The following is an 18,427-nucleotide window of genomic DNA, read 5'->3' on the forward strand; positions in this document are numbered from 1 at the left end:
GACTTGTTCCATCCACCGATCGGGCGTACGGTCCTCATGAAACGAAACTGTTTCGTTCCATCATCACCCGATCTCCGAGGATCCACCATGACGCCACCGGACACCGACAGCGCGGTCAGTCGACCGCGCGTGGAGGGCGATCGCGAGCTGGAGATCCTCCACGCCGCGCTCGACGTCCTCGCCGACGCCGGCTACGACCGTCTGACCATGGACGCCGTGGCCACCGCGGCGAAGGCCAGCAAGGCCACCCTCTACCGTCGCTGGAGCACCAAGCAGGCGCTCGTGGTCGACGCGGTCTGCTCGCAGAAGGCCGCCGCCCCGGTCCCCGACACCGGCAACCTGCGCGACGACCTGATCGAGATGTACACCGGCCTCGGGGGCATGCGCGATCCGCGCGGCCTGGCGGTCCTGGCCGCCGTGGTCACCGCCATGTCGCGCGACGAGGAGTTCGCGGAGACCTATCGCTGCGACTTCATCGCCCCCAAGATCGCCGCGTCCCGGGTCATCTTCGACCGCGCCCGCGAGCGCGGGGAGGTCGCCGACGGTGTCGACATCCCCCTCCTCGCCGGCGCCCTGCCGGGCATCGTGCTCCACCGCGTCTTCCTCCTCGGCGAGGAGGCGACGCCCGAGCTGATCGAGCACGTCATCGATCAGATCATCATTCCGGCCACGACCTGTCCGCATCTGCCGACAGCCTCTGAGTAGCACTCCACGAACCCCACGTCTCCACCCGACTCATCCAAGGAACCCCATGACCGACACCAGCAGCACCACACCCCCCGATCAGGTTGCGTCGCCGCCGGCGCGCGAGCTCAACCTGGCCTGGGCCCTCGTCCTGATCTCCATCGCCCAGCTGATGGTCGTGCTCGACGCCACCATCGCCAACATCGCGCTGCCCTACATCCAGAAGGACCTCGCCATCAGCCAGGCCAACCTGACCTGGATCGTCACGGGCTACGCCCTGGCCTTCGGCAGCCTGCTGCTCCTCGGCGGCCGTCTGGGTGACCTCTACGGCCGCCGCAAGGTCTTCATGGTCGGCCTCGCGATCTTCGCGATCGCCTCCCTGCTCGGCGGGTTGGCGACCAACGAGCCGCTGCTCCTCGCAGCGCGCGGCCTGCAGGGCCTCGGCGCGGCTCTCGCCTCCCCGGCGGCCCTCGCGCTCATCACCACGACGTTCCCCGCCGGTCCGGCGCGCAACCGCGCGTTCGCGGTGTACGCCGCGATGTCCGGCGCCGGCGCTGCGGTCGGCCTGATCCTGGGTGGCTGGCTCACCGGCACCTCCCCGGAGATCTTCGGCATCGACGTCGACGGGTGGCGCTTCACCTTCCTCATCAACGTGCCGATCGGCCTGCTGGCGGCCTTCCTGGCGCCGCGCTTCCTCAACGAGTCCGAGTCGCACCCGGGCGAGCTCGACCTGCCCGGGGCCGTCACGGGCACCCTCGGCCTGCTGGGTGTCGTCTACGGCCTCTCCCGGGCCGGCACGGAGGGCTGGGGCGACGGCGCCACCATCGCCAGCCTGGTCGCCGGCGTCGTGATGCTGGTCATCTTCGGCCTCGTCGAGAGCCGGGTCGAGCACCCGCTCCTCCCGTTCCGCATCTTCACCAACCGCACCCGCGCCTCGAGCTTCGTGGCCATGTTCCTCGCCCCGGCTGCGATGTTCGCGATGTTCTACTTCCTGAGCCAGTACATCCAGAACGTCATGGGCTACAGCCCGCTCAAGGCCGGCGTCGCGTTCCTGCCGTTCACCGTCGGCATCGTCGTCGGCGCCGGGATGGCCTCCAACCTGGTGGGTCGCATCAACCCGCGCTACATCTCCGGCGTGGGGACGCTGCTCGCGGCCAGTGCCCTGTTCGGCTTCTCGCGGTTGCCCTACGACACCACGTTCCCGGTGAGTGACGTGACGGGGACCTACGTCACCGACATCATGCCGTTCATCGTCCTGATGGCGTTCGGCATGGGCCTGACGTTCGTGCCCGTCACCCTGACGGCCGTCCACCACCTGCGCGCCCAGGAGTCCGGCATCGGCTCGGGCGTGCTCAACACGGCCCAGCAGGTCGGTGGAGCCCTGGGCCTCGCCGTGCTGTCCACGGTGGCGACGCAGACGTTCACCGACAGGGGTGCCGAGCTGGCCAGGGCCGGTGCCGCCGCCGGTGGCCAGGCCCCGTCGCCGGACGTGGTGGAGAAGATGCAGATGATCGCCCAGCAGCAGGTCTTCACCGAGGGCTCCACCCAGGCGTTCCTGGTCGGCTCCGTCCTCATGCTGGCGGCGTCCGCCGTGATCTGGATCTTCCTCGACGTCAAGCACGAGGAGCTCGCGACCGACGGTCCGGACGGCGTGCACGTCGGCTGACCGAGCGCCGCACCACCCACGTGGGCACCCGCCTCGAGCGGGTGCCCACGTGGCATTTCCGCCCATCCGATGCCGCCACCCACTCCGAACACCTCTCGTGACGGACCGGATGACCACGACGTACGCCTCCCCCGAGTCGCCGCGGGGGATCGTGCTGATGCTCCACGGCGGCAAGCCCCGCTCGCGCCAGGCCGTGGGCGGGCGCAGCGCGTCGTGGCGACGCTCGGACTGGATGGCCCGCACGATCGCGGACCGTGTGGAGCAGAGGCAGGTCGGCCTGTCACTCCTCCGGTTCGGTGAGCGCGGCTGGAACCGCGGCACCGACCGGGTCGCCGACGCCCGGTCGGCCCTCGACGAGGTCCGGGGGACGTACGGCGACGTGCCGGTCGTCCTCCTCGGCCACTCGATGGGCGCCCGGGTGGCCGTCCACGTCGCCGACCACCCGTCCGTGGTCGGCGTGGTGGGGCTGGCTCCGTGGTGGTCGGCCGACGACCCCGTCGACACCCTCCCCGGCCGCAGCCTCGTCGCCGCGCACGGGCGCCGGGACCGCATCACGTCCTTCGCGGAGACGACCCGCTACGTCGAGCGCGCCAAGGGCATCGCGCTGGCGGTGCAGCTCGTCGACATGGGCCAGCTCGGCCACTACATGCTCACCGACGTGGAGCAGTGGAACACCGTCGCCGTGACGTCCTCGATCCAGCTCCTCGACCTGCACGAGCACGCCCAGGGCAGCTAGGCAGGGCCACGACCGGTCTCCCGGGTGCCGGTCCCCCTAGCGGATGCCTCCCCAGAGCTCGCGGGTCGCTCCGCGCGGGTCCGTCAGTGTCTCCACCTCGTCCCCGAACCGACGCACCTGCCGGTCGTCGCCGTAGCGCGGCCAGCCGGGGTCGCCGGTCGTCGCGAACGCCACCCACGCCGCGTGCACGGCGTCGGCCAGCTCTTGGGGTGCATCGGAGCCGGACAGCATCGTCGACGCGGCGAGGGTGTCGAAGACGAACCCGAGCTCCACCGCATGGCACGAGCCGAGCCGACCGTCGAGGACCGGGGTGACCCAGTCGAACTCGTAGACGTGGGCGCCACCGTGGGCCTCGGCGAGCCGGACGGCGGGGATGCGGAAGAACCAGTCGCCCATGATGTCGGCCAGGACCAGGCCGGACGTCGCTCCCGGCTGCTGGGTCCGGTAGGCCTCGACCGCACCACCAGGCAGTCGGTAGGCGCCGGCGACGGCGGCGAGAGACGCCTCCGTGACCAGGTCGACGGTCCCCGGCGGCACCAGGAAGAACCGGTGCTCGTCCCGGTTGCTGCCGACCAGGATCTCCACGTCCGCGCTCGCGCCGGCGGCGATGGCCTCGATCGGGAGTGCCGGCAGCACCTCGCCGTCGACCACCGGCTCGAAGATCATCGAGTTGAGGGTGATCTCGCCCCAGCGCACCGGGTCGGGCTGGGAGGTCGCCTGCAGGCTGAGCCTGCGCTGGGCCTCGACCAGCCGCTCGGCCGGCACGGTCGCGAACCCGGATCGGGTGGCGTCGACCCCGACCTCCTCGGCCATGTGCCCCGCCACCTTCGCGGCCGTGTCGACACGCAGCGCGTGGTGCCCCGCACCGCTCTGCAGGATCGCGCGCCGGAAGAGCCCGGCCGCCGACGGCATCGCCAGCAGTGCGCCCACGCTCATGCCGCCCGCCGACTCGCCGAACACCGTGACGGCATCCGGGTCGCCGCCGAACGCCGCGATGTTGTCGCGCACCCAGCGCAGGGCGGCCACCTGGTCGAGGAGCCCGCGGTTGGCCGGCGCGTCGGGCAGGTGCAGGAAGCCCTCGGCCCCGAGCCGGTAGTTGACCCCGACCAGCACGATCCCGTCGCGAGCGAACGCCGAGCCGTCGTAGGTCTCGATCGAGCTCGAGCCGTTGACGAACGCGCCACCGTGGAGCCACACCATGACGGGGAGCCCGGTGGTCCCCGGGTCGGGGGTCCAGACGCTCAGGTTGAGGATCTCCTCGCCCGGCACCGTGACGACCGGCAGGAGCGCGTCGAACGGCGGCGTGTAGCCGGGCGCCGGCGCCGTGGGCCCGTGCTCCAGGGCGTCGCGGACCCCGTCCCACGCCGTGACCGGCGCGGGCTCGGCGAACCGCCGCGGCCCGACCGGCGCAGCGGCGTACGGGATGCCGAGGAAGGAGGTGACGCCGTCGCGCGTGCGACCACGCACCTCGCCGGACAGGGTCTTCACGGTTGCGTGCACGACCCGTTCCTATCAGGCGGGTGGGTTCGCCGGTCCCCGCTCGCTCAGAGGTGTCCGGCGACGTCTCGGCTCAGCGACAGCGCCTGCCGGCTCCACTCGGGCGACGCCCCGGCCATCCCGCAGGACGGGGTGACGACGAGCCGCTCCCCCACGACCGCGGGGTCGAGGCCGAGCATGTCGAGCCAGCGCAGCACGCGCTCGATGAGCACCGCGTCGGTCGGGACGCTCGCCGGATCGGTCGAGGGCACGACGCCGAGCGCGACGACGAGGCCGCCGTCGAGGGCCTGGGCGAGGGCGTCGAGGTCACCCGCGCCCAGCACGGAGTGGTCGACCGACAGCCCACGGGCACCCGCCCCGGCAACGAGGCCCCACGGGACCCCGGGCGCGCAGGAGTGGACCCACGGCTCGGCGCCGGCGTCGGCGATCGCCCCGAGCACCTCCTCGAGCGCGGCCGAGGCCTCGGGCGGGTGGACGGTGCGGTGCCGGCCGAAGCCGGAGGCGGTGGGTACGGCGCCCGCCAGCACCATCGGCAGCATCGGCTCGTCGACCTGGACGACGAGACGCCGGGCACCGGGTAGACGGCGGCGCAGGTCGGCGACGTGGCCCCGCAGGCCCTCGGCGAGGGCCTGGGCGAGCTCGCGGCGAGCGCCGTGGTCGGCGAGCACCCTGTCGCCGCGCGGCTTCTCGACCGTGGCGGCCAGGGTCCACGGCCCGGCGACCTGTGCCTTGAACGCGCCGGCGTACCCCTGGGCCTGCTCCTCGACCTGGTCGAGGTCCTGGGCGAGCAGCGAACGCGCTCGCCGGTGGTCGACCCCGGACGCGTCGGTCAGCCGCCAGCCGGCCGGTTGGAGGTCGACACCGAGCCCGTCGACGACCGCCAGCGCGCGACCGGTCATGTTCGCGATCGCGCCGCGACCGGGGAGCTCGGGCACGAACGCCAGGTGGGGCAGCTCCCCGAGGGTGACGCGGACCGCCTCGGCGTAGTCACGGTCGTCGTCTCCGGGCATCGACCCGATGCCGGTGGCCAGCGTCATGCGGTGGCCTGCGCCAGCGCCGGGCTGCGGTCGGTGGCGCTGATCGTGGCGGAGCCGACGACGCGGGAGCCGTCGTAGACCACCGCCGCCTGGCCGGGGGCGATGCCCTCGGCCGGGTCGAGGAGCTCGATCTCGACGTGGTCGCCCTCGACGCGCACGACGGCGCGGTGCTCGCCGCCGTGGGCGCGGAGCTGGACGGTGACTCCCGCGCCGTCGAGGAGCTCGGGCACGGTCCCGCACCAGCGCGGCCGGATGCCGGTGATGCGGTCGATGCGGAGCCCGTCGCGCGGACCGACGGTGACGGTCCCGGAGACCGGCTCGATGTCGAGCACGAACCGCGGCTTGCCGTCGGCGGCCGGCATGCCCAGGCGCAGACCGCGGCGCTGCCCGATGGTGAACCCGACGGTGCCGTCGTGCTGGCCGAGGACCTGCCCGCTGGCCGCGTCCACGATGTCGCCGGAGGTGTTGGGGTTGCGGTCGCCGAGCTTCTCCTTGAGCCAGCCGGCGTTGTCGCCGTCGGCGACGAAGCAGATGTCGTGGGAGTCGGGCTTGTCGGCGACGAGGAGGCCGCGCTCGGCGGCCTCGAGACGCACGACCGGCTTGGTCGTGTCGCCGAGCGGGAAGAGCGAGTGGGCGAGCTGGTCCTGGGTGAGGACGCCGAGGACGTAGGACTGGTCCTTGCCCATGTCGATCGCGCGGTGCATCTCGATCAGGCCGTCGTCACCGGTGCGCAGCTGGGCGTAGTGACCGGTCGCGACCGCGTCGAAGCCGAGCGCGAGCCCGCGGTCGAGGACGGCTGCGAACTTGATCTTCTCGTTGCAGCGCAGGCAGGGGTTGGGGGTGCGCCCGGCGGCGTACTCGTCCATGAAGTCCTCGACGACGTCCTCGTGGAAGCGGTCGGAGAGGTCCCAGACGTAGAACGGGATCCCGATGATGTCGGCGGCCCGGCGGGCGTCGTTGCTGTCCTCGATGGTGCAGCAGCCGCGCGCCCCGGTGCGGTAGGACTTCGGGTTGCGGCTCAGGGCGAGGTGGATGCCGGTGACGTCGTGGCCCGCCTCCGCCGCGCGGGCCGCGGCGACGGCGGAGTCGACCCCGCCGGACATGGCCGCGAGGACCTTCATCGCAGCCCCGACTTGGCCGTCCTGGCGCGCTCGACCACCGGTCCGATCGCCTCGACGAGGGCGTCGACGTCCGCCTGGGTGGAGCTGTGGCCCAGGGAGAATCGCAGGGAGTGGCGGGCCTGGTCGTCGTCGCAGCCCATGGCGAGCAGCACGTGGGACGCCTGGGGCACACCAGCGCTGCAGGCGGACCCGGTGGAGCACTCGATCCCGCGGGCGTCGAGGAGCATGAGCAGCGAGTCGCCCTCGCAGCCGGGGAAGCCGAGGTGGGCGTTGCCGGGCAGGCGGTGCTCGGGGTCGCCGTGGAGGTGCGCGTCGGGGACCACCTCGATCACGCGGCGCACGAGGTCGTCGCGCAGGGCGGTGAGCCGGGTGGCGTGCTCGTCCTGGCCCTTGACGGACGCCTCGATGGCGGCCGCGAGCCCGGCGATGGCCGGCGGGTCGAGGGTGCCGCTGCGGATGTCGCGCTCCTGCCCGCCGCCGTGCACCAGCGCGGAGACCCGGAGGTCGCGTCGGACGATGAGCGCCCCGACGCCGTACGGGCCGCCCACCTTGTGCCCGGCGAGGCTGAGCGCGTCGACACCCGAGGCCGCGAAGTCGACCGGGAGGGCGCCGATGGCCTGCACCGCGTCGGTGTGGACCGGGATGCCGTGCTCGCCCGCGAGCGTGACGATGTCGGCGATCGGCTGGATGGTGCCGACCTCGTTGTTGGCCCACATCACCGAGATGAGCGCGACGCCCTCGGGGTCGCGCTCGACCGACTCCCGCAGGGCAGCGAGGTCCAGCCGGCCGCGGTCGTCGACCGGGATCAGCTCGACCTCGGCGCCCTCGGCGTCGGCGAGCCAGACGAGCGGGTCGAGGACGGCGTGGTGCTCGATCGCGCTCGCGAGGATGCGCACGCGGCGCGCGTCCTCGGCGCGTCGGGCCCAGTAGATGCCCTTCAGCGCGAGGTTGTCGGACTCGGTGCCGCCGGAGGTGAACACGATGTCGCCGGGGCGGCAGCCGAGCGAGCGGGCGATGGTCTCGCGGGCCTCCTCGACGACCCGACGGGCGCCGCGGCCGGACGCGTGCAGCGAGTTGGCGTTGCCGACCTCGGCCAGTCGCGCGGTCATCGCCTCGATCGCCACCGGCAGCATCGGCGTCGTCGAGGCGTGGTCGAGGTAGACGGTGCGCTCGGCGTGCCCGGGGTTCGTGGTCATGACCGACCAAGCCTATCCGGGTGGTGCGCGCGGGCCTTCTTTGCCCAACTCCCCGCGGGACGGCGAGGCCGTCCCTAGGATCGGCGCCATGCGGGCGGGGGCGGGTACGACGGTCGGTGCTGCCCTGGCGGTGGTCCTCCTCTGCGGCGCGTGCAGCTCCCCCGGCGACGACCTGCCCGCGGTCCCGGCCGCCGGCGAGACCATGGGCGAGGCCGAGCTGGCCGACGCTGCCGTCGACCTCGTCGAGGAGCGGGACGCGGCCCTCGCCGGCGGTGACCGCGAGGCCTTCATGGCGACCGTGGACGACGACGAGCTGGGTTTCACGGCCACGCAGCAGCGGTGGTTCGACAACCTGGCGGCCATGCCCGTGACTGACCTCGCACTCGCGCCCGCTGGTGACCCGGAGGCCAGGACCGACGGCGACGTGGAGCTGCCGGTGGACTTCACGATGCGCCTCGACGGCTTCGAGCGGCGCAGCGTCACCCAACGCCTGACCTACACCGTGCGCCAGGGCGACGACGGCGGCGCGGTGCTCGTCGCCGACCGCGACGCCGACCGCGACAAGAAGGCGGGCTGGCTGCCCGACCCGTGGGACGTCACCGCCGTCGAGGTGCGGGAGAGCGGCTCGATCCTCGCCCTCTTCGACGAGGAGACCTCGCCGTACGCCGATGCCGTGATGGAGGACCTCGAGGCCTCGCAGCGCACCGTGCTGGCCGCAGTGCCCGGCTGGTCGGGACAGCTCGTGGCCTACGACATCTCCGACCTGACCGCGCTCGAGGAGCGCACCCCGATGGAGCTCTGGGAGACGGGCGGCGTGGCCTACCCGGTGCCGGTCCGCGAAAGCTCGTCGAAGGTCGCGGCCTACCGCTTCATCGTCAACCCCGAGGTCGTCCACAACGGGCTCCAGCGTGACTCGCTGCTGCGCCACGAGCTCACGCACGTCGCTCTGGCCGAGCGGGACGACGCGAGCCCGCGCTGGCTCGTGGAGGGCGCCGCGGAGTATGTCTCCCGCTCGGAGCAGACCGTCGAGGAGCAGCGGGCGCTGGCGGCCTACATCGCGCGATACGTCGGCATCACCGACCCGGTACTGGTCGACGACCCGGCCGCGTTCTACTCCTCCCCCGACGTCAACTACGAGATGGCCGCGATCGCGTGCAGCTTCCTCGCCGACACCCGCGGCCCGGAGGTCCTGTGGGCGCTGATGGACGACTTCACCGCCGACCGGTCGCAGCCCGGCGCACTGTCCAGCGCCCGCGTCGACGAGGTCGTACGCCGCGAGGTCGGCCTCGACACCGACCAGCTGGCGCAGCTGGCCCTCGCCTGGGCGCTCGGCTGACCTATCCCGCGGCCAGGACGCCGTCGAGCCACGGATGGTCGGGGTGCGTCTTGCGTACGGCGCCGCGCAGCCACTCCCGGGCAGCGTCGTCCAGCAGCGGCCAGGCGGTGGCCAGGTCGGCGTCGTCCTTGGGCCGGTCGAGGCGCGCCTTGTGGTGCAGCACCACCTCGGGTCGCATGTAGCGGACGCCGTCGCCCGCCACCCATGTGACGTCCTCGAGCGGGACCACGTGCTCCTCGTCGCGGCGGCTGACCCACAGTCCGTCGCGGTCCTCGGCGAGGATGCAGTCGAGGAACCACGGCGCACCGGCGTGGTCGCGCAGCCACAGCTGGCCCGCTTCGGGGTGCAGCTCGGGCCAGTCGTCGTTGAGCGGGCGGATCATCCCGCTCCCCGCACCCCAGAGGTGGTGCCGGTCCCCCACCATCTCCTGGAACAGCGCGAGGTCGCGGCGCCAGATCACCAGGTCGATGTCGTCGTGGCGACGCGGGACGTGCGTGAACGCCTCGATCGCCCAGCCGCCCACGACCCACCACTCGCCGGGGTAGTCGGCCATGAAGGCCTTCGCGCCCGCCGGGTCGAGGGCGTCCCACTCGCCCCACAGCCGGTGGAACGCGATGTCGTCCGGGTCCTCGGGGGTCTGCGTCACCCCGCGAACCTATCCGTGCGACGGCGCACGGGTCGACGTGCTCGGGTCGGCGCCTCAGCCGAGGTGTGGATCGAAGCGATACCCGTGTCCCCGCACGGTCGTGATCCGACTCGAGGCGTCGAGGGACCGCAGGGTCAGGCGGACTCGCTGGATCATGCGCGTCAACCTCGCCCTGTCGGGGTCGTCGCCCTGCCAGACGCTGGCCAGCAGGTAGTCGGCGCTCAGGACGTGATGGGGGTTGGCGGCGAACAGGCCGAGGATCGCCGCCTCCTTCGTCCCGACCACGACAGCGGTGCCGGCGTGCGTGACGCGCCGCGTGCTCGGGTCGACCTCCAGCCCGGAGGCTCGGGGCTCGACTCCTGGCTCGACTCCTGGCTCGACTCCTGGCTCGGGTCGTTGCTCGGCCCGCGGGTGACAACGGCGCAGGACTGCCCTGACCCGTGCGTCCAGCTCGTCGCCGCTCACGGCGGCGGGGACGACGTCGTCCGCTCCGGCGTCCAGCGCCGCGACGTACGCAACCTCGTGGGAGCTGGCACTGATGCCCAGGACGCCGCCGGCGAACCCCCGCGTGCGCAGCCGGTGCGCGGTGTCGATGAGGTCTCGGACCGAGATCCTCGCCTTCAGGACGACGACGTCGGGAGCCGAGCCACGCGCGAACTCGAGCTCGCCGGCACTCGACACCTCGGCGACCCGGAGGCCCTGACGTAGGAGAGCCCGGACCAACCGGGATCCCTGCCGCTGGGAAGCACCCAGGACGACCAGCCGTTCACGCACGTCCCCAACCTAGGAACGCAACATCCACCCGGCGACCACGCGACACCCTCGGTAGAACCACGCCTCATCCGTCGTTCCAGGTCGTCCATGCCGTCCGGGTCACGCGCGGGGCTCAGAACCGAAAGGGGAACGCCGGCCCGGGAGGGTCCTCCCCCACGCGGCCGTCGACTGCTTCGCGGAGGAGGTCGGCCTGACCCGTGTGGCGGGCGTACTCCTCGATCATGTCGACCACCAGCCGTCTCACGGCGACAGGCCGGGTCCGGGCGCCGGGACGGTACGTCGCCGCAGGTCCGCCTCCTCCGTGAGCACTGTCCGCAGGACCGCGTCACTGCGGGCTGTCGCGTCGTGCCACAGCTCGTGGAGCAGGGCCGCGGGCGACCAGGGCTCGGGCAGCTTTCCAGCAGCCGAAAGCCGTGGCGTCGCCCAGGGGGGTCCCGCCGGCGATGACGCCGCCACCGGGATTGAGGTCGGCGCCGAGGTCGATGGGCGCATGAAGTGCGTCGAGGTCGTCCAAGCTGGCGGCCCAGTGCAAGGGCGTCTCCTGGTGCGGACCGTGGAACCGTGCGTTGACGTCTGCTCCAGCCGCGACCAGCACGCGGATCGTCTCCGCGACGTTCGGGAAGAACCCGGGCCAGTCCGTGGCGACATGAAGCAGCGTCCGGTTCATGCCGTCGGGGTCGTCGTCGCCGAGGCGTGCGGTCGCAAGGCGGGGGTTGGCGTCGAGGAGCTGCTGGAGGTCTGCGACCCTGCCGGCATGAACAGCTCGGACCGCTTCGATTGCCACCGGGTCGAGCGTGCTGATGGTCACCATGTCAACCTCCCTGTCCCGAACGCTAGCCGCTGGGCTGACCGCCTCGCCCGACGAGTCGTGCGTCAGAAAAGGTCGTCGCGACCCAGGCCGACGACCGGGAAGATCTCGACACAGGGGGCGCTGCCAGACGTGTCGCGGGCCGCGGAGCGCAGCAGCCCTTGTCCGCCTTCTGAACGCCCCATCCTGACTGCGATCGGCCGGGCATCCGGCGCTGCCGGTGCAACGTCTGGATCTGCCGATGAGCGGGCTCGAGACATCACGAGGATTGCAGCGTGATCCCCTCGCACGCCAGGACTGCGCCGGAATCGGGGTCGAGGTAGATGAACCATCGTTCGGCAGGCATGTTCTCCAACGACGCAGTCAGCACTTCGGGTAGCGCCGACGCGCGAAGGGCAGCCACGGCTTGAGCGTGCCCGAACACTGTGATCTTCGGGTCGTCCCAACCATCGTTGTCGTTGACAGACAGCTCCGCAGCAAGAGTCTGGGGATTTTCGCGCTGCCAGCCCTCATAGATTCGAATCCCGCGCCTGAGTGCATCCGCCACACGTTGCGACGCGGGGTCGCTGTGCATCATCACGGCGTTCAGGAGCAGCTCACGGTCCACCACCAACACACTAGAAGAGATCCGCTCACGCCGCGATCCGCGCGCCTGGAACAGCGTCAGACCGCTACCTGTCGGACAGGCGCGTGGCTCTGGAGCTGGCGATGAGCGGGGCGGCAACCACCTGCCCTTCGTCTAGCAGAAGCTCGGCCCAACAACTCCTCCGGCACAGTCTGCGCGACGCGCGTCACCTCGACGCTATGTCAGGATGCGAACGTGAGTGTGAAGGAAGACTTGCGGACTGCGACGAGGGACGTCCTTGGTCCCACTGCTCGCTCTCAGGGCTTCAGGGGGACATCTGCCACGGCGTCGCACGACGCCCTCGGGTGATTGGGCGATCGTCAACCTCCAGTCCTCGACGTCCAGCAGTGCGAGTTCCGTGCGATGTGTCCTCAACACCTCGGTCGCTCCCGAACCGTGGCCCGTTCATCAGCAGTCGAAGGGTTCGCAGTACCGAAGAGGTCCAAGGCCTCAACCAGAACTTGTCGCCAAGGCTCGCCCAAGGCGCAACCGACGATCGCAAGTGCATCGGACGCCGTGTCTGCGCCCCAGAAGCGTAGGTAGGAGTCGAACCCTCCTGAGTTCACCTCCTGGCGAAGGTCGCACACGGCGAGCAGTTGCCGCTGCTCGTCTCTGAGAGGACGACGACTCTCGGACGTCGCGTAGGCTTCATACAGTTGCCGGATGTCCACTCGCGGAGGTTAGCCGTCCGGGGATCGCCTCGACCCACCTATCCGGATCTGCCGCTGGGAAGCTCGCCCATCTGCCGACGTGCGTGCGTCAGTCGAAGGTGAGGTGCACGGAAGGTTCGACTGTCAGAAGGCCGCCCCAGTCGCCGCTCACCTCTCAGGCGGGTGCGCCGTCCCAGTCCACCGGGTTGAAGACGTCAATGTTTCCGAAGTCCAGTTCTCCCGACGCATCGGTCGCGGCGGGCGCGTCGGAACGATGCAGCAGCGAGCGCGTTGTGCTGGCCACCGTGAGCGTTGCCCGCACATAACAGTGTTGCTCGCCTGGTGCTGAAGGGTGATACCGGGGATGGTTTGGCGTCAGGACGGCATCCAGTCGGAACGCGACCCCGTGCTCTGTCGCATCGACCTCGAGCACCCACGAGTCTTTAAGGTAGATCTCGGCGAGGTCCGCGAACGCGCCCTGGTATTTCACGCTCAGGAGTATGACGGGCTGACCGCACTCATCTGCCGGGATGAGTCGCTTCGCCTGGACTAATTGGTCGTCGTGCTTCGACGTGCGGCCCCGTCTGACGCCCGTCGCCGGATGATGCCGTTGCGCGGCCTACGCCGCACCCGCCACGAGCCCTCGCCGGCGGCCGCGTCGTGCACCCGACATCGCCATCCACAGGCTCGCGGGAGTCGTTCCGTTCTCGTGGGTTGATTGTCGGTGGTCCCTGCTTGGCTTGACCCATGACAGCGACCGCGAGCACCACCACGACCCTGCCGGACACCCCGGCCGGGGTGCTCGCTGCGCTGCGTGAGGAGCAGGACCTGCGTGCCGCGTCCGAGGTCCGGTCCATGCGACTGGCCGCACACTGGGTGGACCTGCACCCGGTCCTCGACCCGAGCGATCCGAGTGCCTGCTTCCAGTCGCCGAAGACCCTCGCCGGGGAAGGGTCACCGGCGATCGACGAGTTCACCATCCCCGACCTCGCCACCATCCTCGGACAGACCTGCGACGCCATCGGGTCCTGGCTGACCGACGTCATCGAGCTCCGCCACCGCCTCCCCCACCTGTGGGCCGGAGTCCTGTCCGGGGACATCACCCCGTGGCGCGCCCGACGGGTCGCGCAGACCACCGTCGACCTCACCCCCGCCGCCGCGGCCTACGTCGACGAGCAGACCGCCTGGTGCGCCAACCGCCTCACCCCCACCCAGCTGACCCGACTGATCGACCACGCCCGCGCCCGGCACATGCCCGACCAACGCGCGGCCGACCTGGCCGCGGCCGCTGACTCCCGCCACGTCACCTTCACCACCGACCAGGTGTCCTTCGACGGCACCATGCACCTCGAGGCCGACCTCACCATCCCCGACGCCCTCGGCCTCGCCGAGGCCGTCACCCACGGCGCCGCCAGACTCGCCGCGCTCGGGTCCACCGACACCCTCGACGGCCGCCGCGCCACCGCGCTCGGCGACCTCGCCCGCCACCAGCTCGCGTTCGGCTACGACGACACCACGACTGATGTCGCGGACGTCTCGGGCGCGCCGCGGGTGATGCCGGCCACCACGCAGATCGTGCTCCACGCCCACCTCCCCGCCGACGCGATCACCGACGCCATCACCGACGCCATCACCGGACACCCAGTCAGTGGGCTGACAGGCTTCGTCGAGCAGGCCGGCGGACGGGTCCTCACCGCCGAGCAGGTCCGCATCTGGTGCGGACGCCCCGACGTCCAGATCACCGTCCGGCCCGGGCTCGACCTCCACCAGCGGCTCGAGACCACCGGCTACACCCCCACCGACCGGCTCCGGGAGCACGTCATCGCCCGGGACCGGACCTGCGTGTTCCCCTGGTGCGGCCGCAACGCCCGCGGCTGCGACCTCGACCACGTCACCCCCTACGACCACGACGTCGGACCCGACCAAGCCCAGCCCGGCCCGACGTCCACCGACAACCTCGCCGCGCTCTGCCGACGCCACCACCGCCTCAAGGCCCAGGGACGTTGGCACTACGCCATGACCGCTCCCGGCGAGTACGTGTGGACCAGCCCCCACGGCCACCACTACCTCCGCGACCACACCGGCTCCCGCGAGACCCAACCGACAACCCACCCGCCCGACCAGTGACCACCCCGCCCCACACCCCGCAGACGTACAGCTGCGGGGCCGGCGGCACGTCCACGAGGCGATCAGCACGCTTATGCGGCGATGGGGGCGAGGCAAGGCTCAGGCTCGCGGTACCTCGGCCGAGCGGGTCGTCATCCACGCGTCGCGCCACCCGACCCAGCCGGCACGCAGCCGAGGCGAACCAACGACCGCCCCGGAGCGACGAGCCCGCATGTCCTCGATCAGCCAGCCGGGAGCGTGCGCGACCTCGATCGCGGCCGTCTTGGTGAGCAGCGTCCCCGTCCGTAGAGCGTGCCGCCCGCGCGCCATCGAGGTCAGGCCGAGGTCGACGAACGACGTGTCGGACCAGAGGTACGGACGCCGAGCCGCCCAGGTCCAGTAGCCGGCGAGCTCGGCGCGCGCAGCCGCCCGCACGTCGTCCGCCGACACTGGCGGCAGCAGGTCGAGGGGCGACCGGCCGAGCACAGCAGACCCGTGCAGCACGAGCTCCGCCCGCGAGATGCCCGACAGCGGACGATCGACGAGGACACCGTGGGTCCACGTGGGGTGCCGGGTCGGGGCGGAGAGGAGGCGCGCCTCGTCGACGTACACGCAACCCAGGTCCGCCCCGTCAGCGACTCCCCGGTCGAGCTCACGGTGCAGCCCGATCAGGACGGCAGTCCGCGACGCATCCACCGGGCCGTCGACGACGGCGACCAGGTCGAGGTCGCTGACGCCCGGGACGTGGTCACCGGTCGCCAGCGACCCGCCCACCCACAGCGAGCGCACCCAGCCCAGGGCGTCGAGGCGCTCGGCGAACGCCGCCACGGACACCGGGAGCGACTGCACGACGGCTCAGAGCACGACGAGCGCGTCGCGGTGCACGACCTCACGCTCGTACGCCGACCCGAGCTCGCGCTTCAGGTCCTGGCTCGACCTCCCGAGCAGCCCGGGCAGCTCGTCGGCGTCGAAGGTGACCAGTCCGCGAGCGACGGCGTGACCGGCGGCGTCGACGAGCGAGACGGGGTCGCCCGCCTCGAAGTCGCCGGTCACGGCGGTGATGCCGGCCGCGAGCAGCGAGGCGCGACGCTCGGTGACGGCCGCGACGGCGCCGGCGTCGAGGACCAGCGAGCCCTTCGGCTCGGTCGCGTGCGCCAGCCACAGCAGCCGGGTCGGGCGGCGCTTGCCGGTGGGCAGGAAGACGGTGCCGACCTCGTCGCCGACCAGGGCCTCGCCGGCGCGCTCGGCGGAGGTGAGGACGACCGGGATGCCCGCGCCCGTGGCGATCCGGGCGGCGTCGACCTTGGTGGTCATCCCGCCGGTGCCGACACCCGCCGACCCGGTCTTCCCGATCGACACGTCGGCGAGGTCGGCCTCCGAGCGCACCACGGGCACCAGCGACGACCCCGGCCGGCTGGGCGGGCCGTCGTACAACCCGTCGACGTCGGACAGCAGCACGAGCAGGTCGGCGTGCACGAGGTGGGCGACCAGCGCCGCGAGCCGGTCGTTGTCGCCGAAGCGGATCTCCGAGGTCGCGACCGTGTCGTTCTCGTTGACGATCGGCAGGACCCCGAGCTCGATCAGCTTGGCGAAGGTCTGGTAGGCGTTCTTGTAGTGCGCACGCCGGATGACGTCGTCGACGGTGAGGAGCACCTGGCCGGTGACGATGTCGTGCCGGGCGAACTCCTCCTGGTAGCGGTGCGCGAGCAGCCCCTGCCCGACCGACGCGGCGGCCTGCTGGGCGGCGAGCTGGCGCGGCCGCTTGCCGAGGCCGAGCGGCGCGAGACCGGCAGCGATCGCCCCCGAGGAGACGAGCACGACCTCCGCCCCACGGGTCCGGGCGGCGGCGAGGACGTCGACCAGATCGCGCACCCGGGCGGGGTCGATGCCGCCGGTGGCCGTGGTGAGGGACGACGAGCCGACCTTGACGACGACCCGGCGCGCGGAGGCGACGAGGGCGCCACGATCGGGCGCCGCCCGGTCGGTCACTCCTCGCCGTCCCAGTCGGGGTCGTCCTTGGTGCCGATCTCGTAGGCCATCGGGCCGACGCCCGAGCTGGTGACGGTCGTGGGCGCAGCGGCCTTCCCGGAGCGGTCGATGCGGCGGGCCACGTCGGCCCGGGTCTCGTTCTCGGACCGCTCGGGCATCTGCTCCTGGATGTCGCGACGGCGGGTCGCGGCGGGCCGCTCCTCGCGCAGGCGCTCGTCCTCACCGCGACGACCCAGCATCTCGGCACCGGCCTCGATGCTCGGCTTGAAGTCGAACACGACGGCGTTGTCGGGGGGCCCGATGAGCACGGCGTCGCCCTCGATGGCGCCCATCGTGACCAGCTTGGCCTCGATGCCGAGCCGGTTGAGCCGGTCGGCGAGGAACCCGACGGCCTCCTCGTTGCTGAAGTCGGTCTGCCGGACCCAGCGCTCGGGCTTCTCGCCGCGCACCCGCCAGCCCTCGGGCGACTCGATGATCTCGAAGTCGCCGCCGCCGTCGACGCCGCCGGGTCGCAGCACGATCCGGGTGGCCTCGACGACCGGGCGCTCGGCGCGGGCCCGGTCCACGATCTCCGCCATGGCGTAGGTGAGGGCGGGCATGCCGGCCCCGGAGGCGGCGCTGACCGGGAAGACGCGGAGGCCACGGGCCTCGAGGTCCTCGCGGACCATGTCGGCGATCTCGTTGCCGTCGGGTACGTCGACCTTGTTGAGCGCGACGAGCCGCGGCCGGTCCTCGAGGCCGCCGTAGCGAGCGAGCTCGTTCTCGATCACGTCGAGGTCGTCGAGCGGGTTGCGACCCGGCTCGATGGTCGCGGTGTCGATGACGTGCACCAGGGCCGCGCACCGCTCGATGTGGCGCAGGAAGTCGTGGCCGAGGCCGCGACCGTCGGCGGCGCCCTCGATCAGGCCGGGGACGTCGGCGACGGTGAAGATCACGTCGCCGGCCCGGACCACACCCAGGTTGGGGACCAGCGTGGTGAAGGGGTAGTCGGCGATCTTCGGCCGCGCCCGCGACATCGCGGCGATCAGCGACGACTTGCCCGCGCTCGGGAAGCCGACGAGGCCGATGTCAGCGACGACCTTGAGCTCGAGGCGGACCTCGATCTCGTCGCCGGGCTCACCGAGGAGCGCGAAGCCCGGGGCCTTGCGCTTGGCACTGGCGAGCGCGGCGTTGCCGAGACCACCGCGACCGCCGCGGGCGATCACCATCTCGGTGCCCACGCCGACCATGTCGCCGAGGATCTCCCCGTCGACGGTCTTCACGAGCGTGCCGTCGGGCACCGGCAGGACGAGGTCGCCGCCGTGGGCGCCGTTGCGGTGCGCCCCGGCGCCGTGGCCGCCGTGCTCGGCCCTGCGCTTGTTGCCGTGGTGGTAGTCGATCAGCGTGGTGACGTCGGAGTCGACGCGCAGGATCACCGAGCCGCCCGGGCCGCCGTTGCCGCCGTCGGGTCCGCCGAGGGGCTTGAACTTCTCCCGGTGCACCGACGCGACACCGTTGCCGCCCCGGCCTGCGCTGATGTGCAGCGTGACCTGGTCGACGAAGGTGGGCACAGCCAT

General features: G+C 72.0%; 18 protein-coding genes and 2 pseudogenes. 6 read left to right on the top strand and 14 right to left on the bottom strand.

The window, feature by feature from the left end:
- Window positions 1-87 precede the first annotated feature (87 nt).
- The 3 genes from C7S10_RS10780 to C7S10_RS10790 all read left to right on the top strand — a co-directional run bounded on the left by C7S10_RS10780 (window position 88) and on the right by C7S10_RS10790 (window position 3,086).
- On the top strand, window positions 88-705 hold the full coding sequence (locus C7S10_RS10780) for a TetR/AcrR family transcriptional regulator (protein ID WP_108344452.1): 618 nt from the start codon (window positions 88-90) through the stop codon (window positions 703-705).
- A gap of 46 nt (window positions 706-751) precedes the next feature.
- Window positions 752-2,350, top strand: coding sequence for an MFS transporter (locus tag C7S10_RS10785; protein WP_108344453.1), 1,599 nt, complete (start codon window positions 752-754; stop codon window positions 2,348-2,350).
- Between the two features lie 97 nt (window positions 2,351-2,447).
- Window positions 2,448-3,086 (top strand): alpha/beta hydrolase, encoded by a 639-nt coding sequence (locus C7S10_RS10790; RefSeq protein ID WP_207769334.1) that lies wholly within the window; start codon window positions 2,448-2,450, stop codon window positions 3,084-3,086.
- A 36-nt stretch (window positions 3,087-3,122) separates the two neighbouring features.
- Here C7S10_RS10790 and C7S10_RS10795 read toward each other — a convergent pair whose 3' ends face one another.
- The 4 genes from C7S10_RS10795 to C7S10_RS10810 are packed head-to-tail and all read right to left on the bottom strand — an operon-like array spanning window position 3,123 to window position 7,937.
- The gene (locus tag C7S10_RS10795) at window positions 3,123-4,586 is read right to left on the bottom strand and encodes a carboxylesterase/lipase family protein (protein WP_108344455.1); all 1,464 of its coding nucleotides are present in this window, start codon (window positions 4,584-4,586) and stop codon (window positions 3,123-3,125) included.
- Between the two features lie 44 nt (window positions 4,587-4,630).
- Window positions 4,631-5,620, bottom strand: coding sequence for a uroporphyrinogen decarboxylase/cobalamine-independent methonine synthase family protein (locus C7S10_RS10800; RefSeq protein WP_108344456.1), 990 nt, complete (start codon window positions 5,618-5,620; stop codon window positions 4,631-4,633).
- A complete protein-coding gene (mnmA, locus tag C7S10_RS10805; protein WP_108344457.1) occupies window positions 5,617-6,741 on the bottom strand; it encodes a tRNA 2-thiouridine(34) synthase MnmA in 1,125 nt (374 codons plus the stop codon). The genes C7S10_RS10800 and mnmA overlap by 4 nt, the downstream gene beginning before the upstream one ends.
- Entirely contained in the window at window positions 6,738-7,937 is a 1,200-nt protein-coding gene (locus C7S10_RS10810) for a cysteine desulfurase family protein (protein WP_108344458.1), read from the bottom strand. The genes mnmA and C7S10_RS10810 overlap by 4 nt, the downstream gene beginning before the upstream one ends.
- Between C7S10_RS10810 and C7S10_RS10815 the strand changes: the two genes are divergently transcribed.
- Window positions 7,936-9,273, top strand: coding sequence for a hypothetical protein (locus tag C7S10_RS10815; protein ID WP_133176486.1), 1,338 nt, complete (start codon window positions 7,936-7,938; stop codon window positions 9,271-9,273). The two genes, C7S10_RS10810 and C7S10_RS10815, sit on opposite strands and share 2 nt — an antisense overlap.
- A 1-nt stretch (window position 9,274) precedes the next feature.
- Here the strand turns inward: C7S10_RS10815 and C7S10_RS10820 are convergent, their stop codons facing one another.
- The 5 genes and pseudogenes from C7S10_RS10820 to C7S10_RS10840 all read right to left on the bottom strand — a co-directional run bounded on the left by C7S10_RS10820 (window position 9,275) and on the right by C7S10_RS10840 (window position 12,108).
- Window positions 9,275-9,919 (bottom strand): hypothetical protein, encoded by a 645-nt coding sequence (locus tag C7S10_RS10820; RefSeq protein WP_108344460.1) that lies wholly within the window; start codon window positions 9,917-9,919, stop codon window positions 9,275-9,277.
- Between the two features lie 54 nt (window positions 9,920-9,973).
- Window positions 9,974-10,693, bottom strand: a complete 720-nt coding sequence (locus C7S10_RS10825; RefSeq protein ID WP_108344461.1) for a response regulator transcription factor — start codon at window positions 10,691-10,693, stop codon at window positions 9,974-9,976.
- Between the two features lie 112 nt (window positions 10,694-10,805).
- Window positions 10,806-10,949, bottom strand: a pseudogene (locus tag C7S10_RS23160) (mycothiol transferase); the annotation flags it as partial.
- Between the two features lie 69 nt (window positions 10,950-11,018).
- Entirely contained in the window at window positions 11,019-11,501 is a 483-nt protein-coding gene (locus tag C7S10_RS10835; RefSeq protein WP_133176487.1) for an ankyrin repeat domain-containing protein, read from the bottom strand.
- A gap of 259 nt (window positions 11,502-11,760) precedes the next feature.
- A complete protein-coding gene (locus C7S10_RS10840; protein WP_133176488.1) occupies window positions 11,761-12,108 on the bottom strand; it encodes a hypothetical protein in 348 nt (115 codons plus the stop codon).
- A 256-nt stretch (window positions 12,109-12,364) separates the two neighbouring features.
- Between C7S10_RS10840 and C7S10_RS23215 the strand changes: the two are divergent.
- Window positions 12,365-12,535: pseudogene (locus tag C7S10_RS23215) on the top strand (DUF4304 domain-containing protein); the annotation flags it as partial.
- Here C7S10_RS23215 and C7S10_RS23165 read toward each other — a convergent pair.
- Complete coding sequence (locus C7S10_RS23165; RefSeq protein ID WP_108344464.1) at window positions 12,498-12,797, bottom strand: DMP19 family protein; 300 nt, start codon at window positions 12,795-12,797, stop codon at window positions 12,498-12,500. The pseudogene C7S10_RS23215 and the gene C7S10_RS23165 sit on opposite strands and share 38 nt — an antisense overlap.
- Before the next feature lie 154 nt (window positions 12,798-12,951).
- Window positions 12,952-13,266: a hypothetical protein gene (locus C7S10_RS22035; RefSeq protein ID WP_133176489.1), complete on the bottom strand. Its 315-nt coding sequence runs from the start codon at window positions 13,264-13,266 to the stop codon at window positions 12,952-12,954.
- Window positions 13,267-13,523: 257 nt separating this feature from the next.
- Here C7S10_RS22035 and C7S10_RS21935 point away from each other — a divergent pair, with 257 nt between their 5' ends.
- Window positions 13,524-14,903 (top strand): HNH endonuclease signature motif containing protein, encoded by a 1,380-nt coding sequence (locus C7S10_RS21935; RefSeq protein WP_114327797.1) that lies wholly within the window; start codon window positions 13,524-13,526, stop codon window positions 14,901-14,903.
- A gap of 99 nt (window positions 14,904-15,002) precedes the next feature.
- Here C7S10_RS21935 and C7S10_RS10860 read toward each other — a convergent pair whose 3' ends face one another.
- From C7S10_RS10860 to obgE, 3 genes are read right to left on the bottom strand one after another with little or no spacing between them, the layout of a single operon-like run.
- The gene (locus C7S10_RS10860) at window positions 15,003-15,731 is read right to left on the bottom strand and encodes a nucleotidyltransferase domain-containing protein (protein ID WP_108344466.1); all 729 of its coding nucleotides are present in this window, start codon (window positions 15,729-15,731) and stop codon (window positions 15,003-15,005) included.
- A 6-nt stretch (window positions 15,732-15,737) separates the two neighbouring features.
- Window positions 15,738-16,871 carry a glutamate 5-kinase gene (proB, locus tag C7S10_RS10865; RefSeq protein ID WP_108344467.1) on the bottom strand — a complete coding sequence of 378 codons (1,134 nt, stop codon included), beginning with the start codon at window positions 16,869-16,871 and terminating at the stop codon, window positions 15,738-15,740.
- Window positions 16,868-18,427 (bottom strand): GTPase ObgE, encoded by a 1,560-nt coding sequence (obgE, locus tag C7S10_RS10870; RefSeq protein WP_243395313.1) that lies wholly within the window; start codon window positions 18,425-18,427, stop codon window positions 16,868-16,870. Before obgE ends, proB begins: the two co-directional genes overlap by 4 nt.

Origin of the sequence: Nocardioides currus (assembly GCF_003057875.1) — a bacterium.
Lineage (GTDB): Bacteria > Actinomycetota > Actinomycetes > Propionibacteriales > Nocardioidaceae > Nocardioides > Nocardioides currus.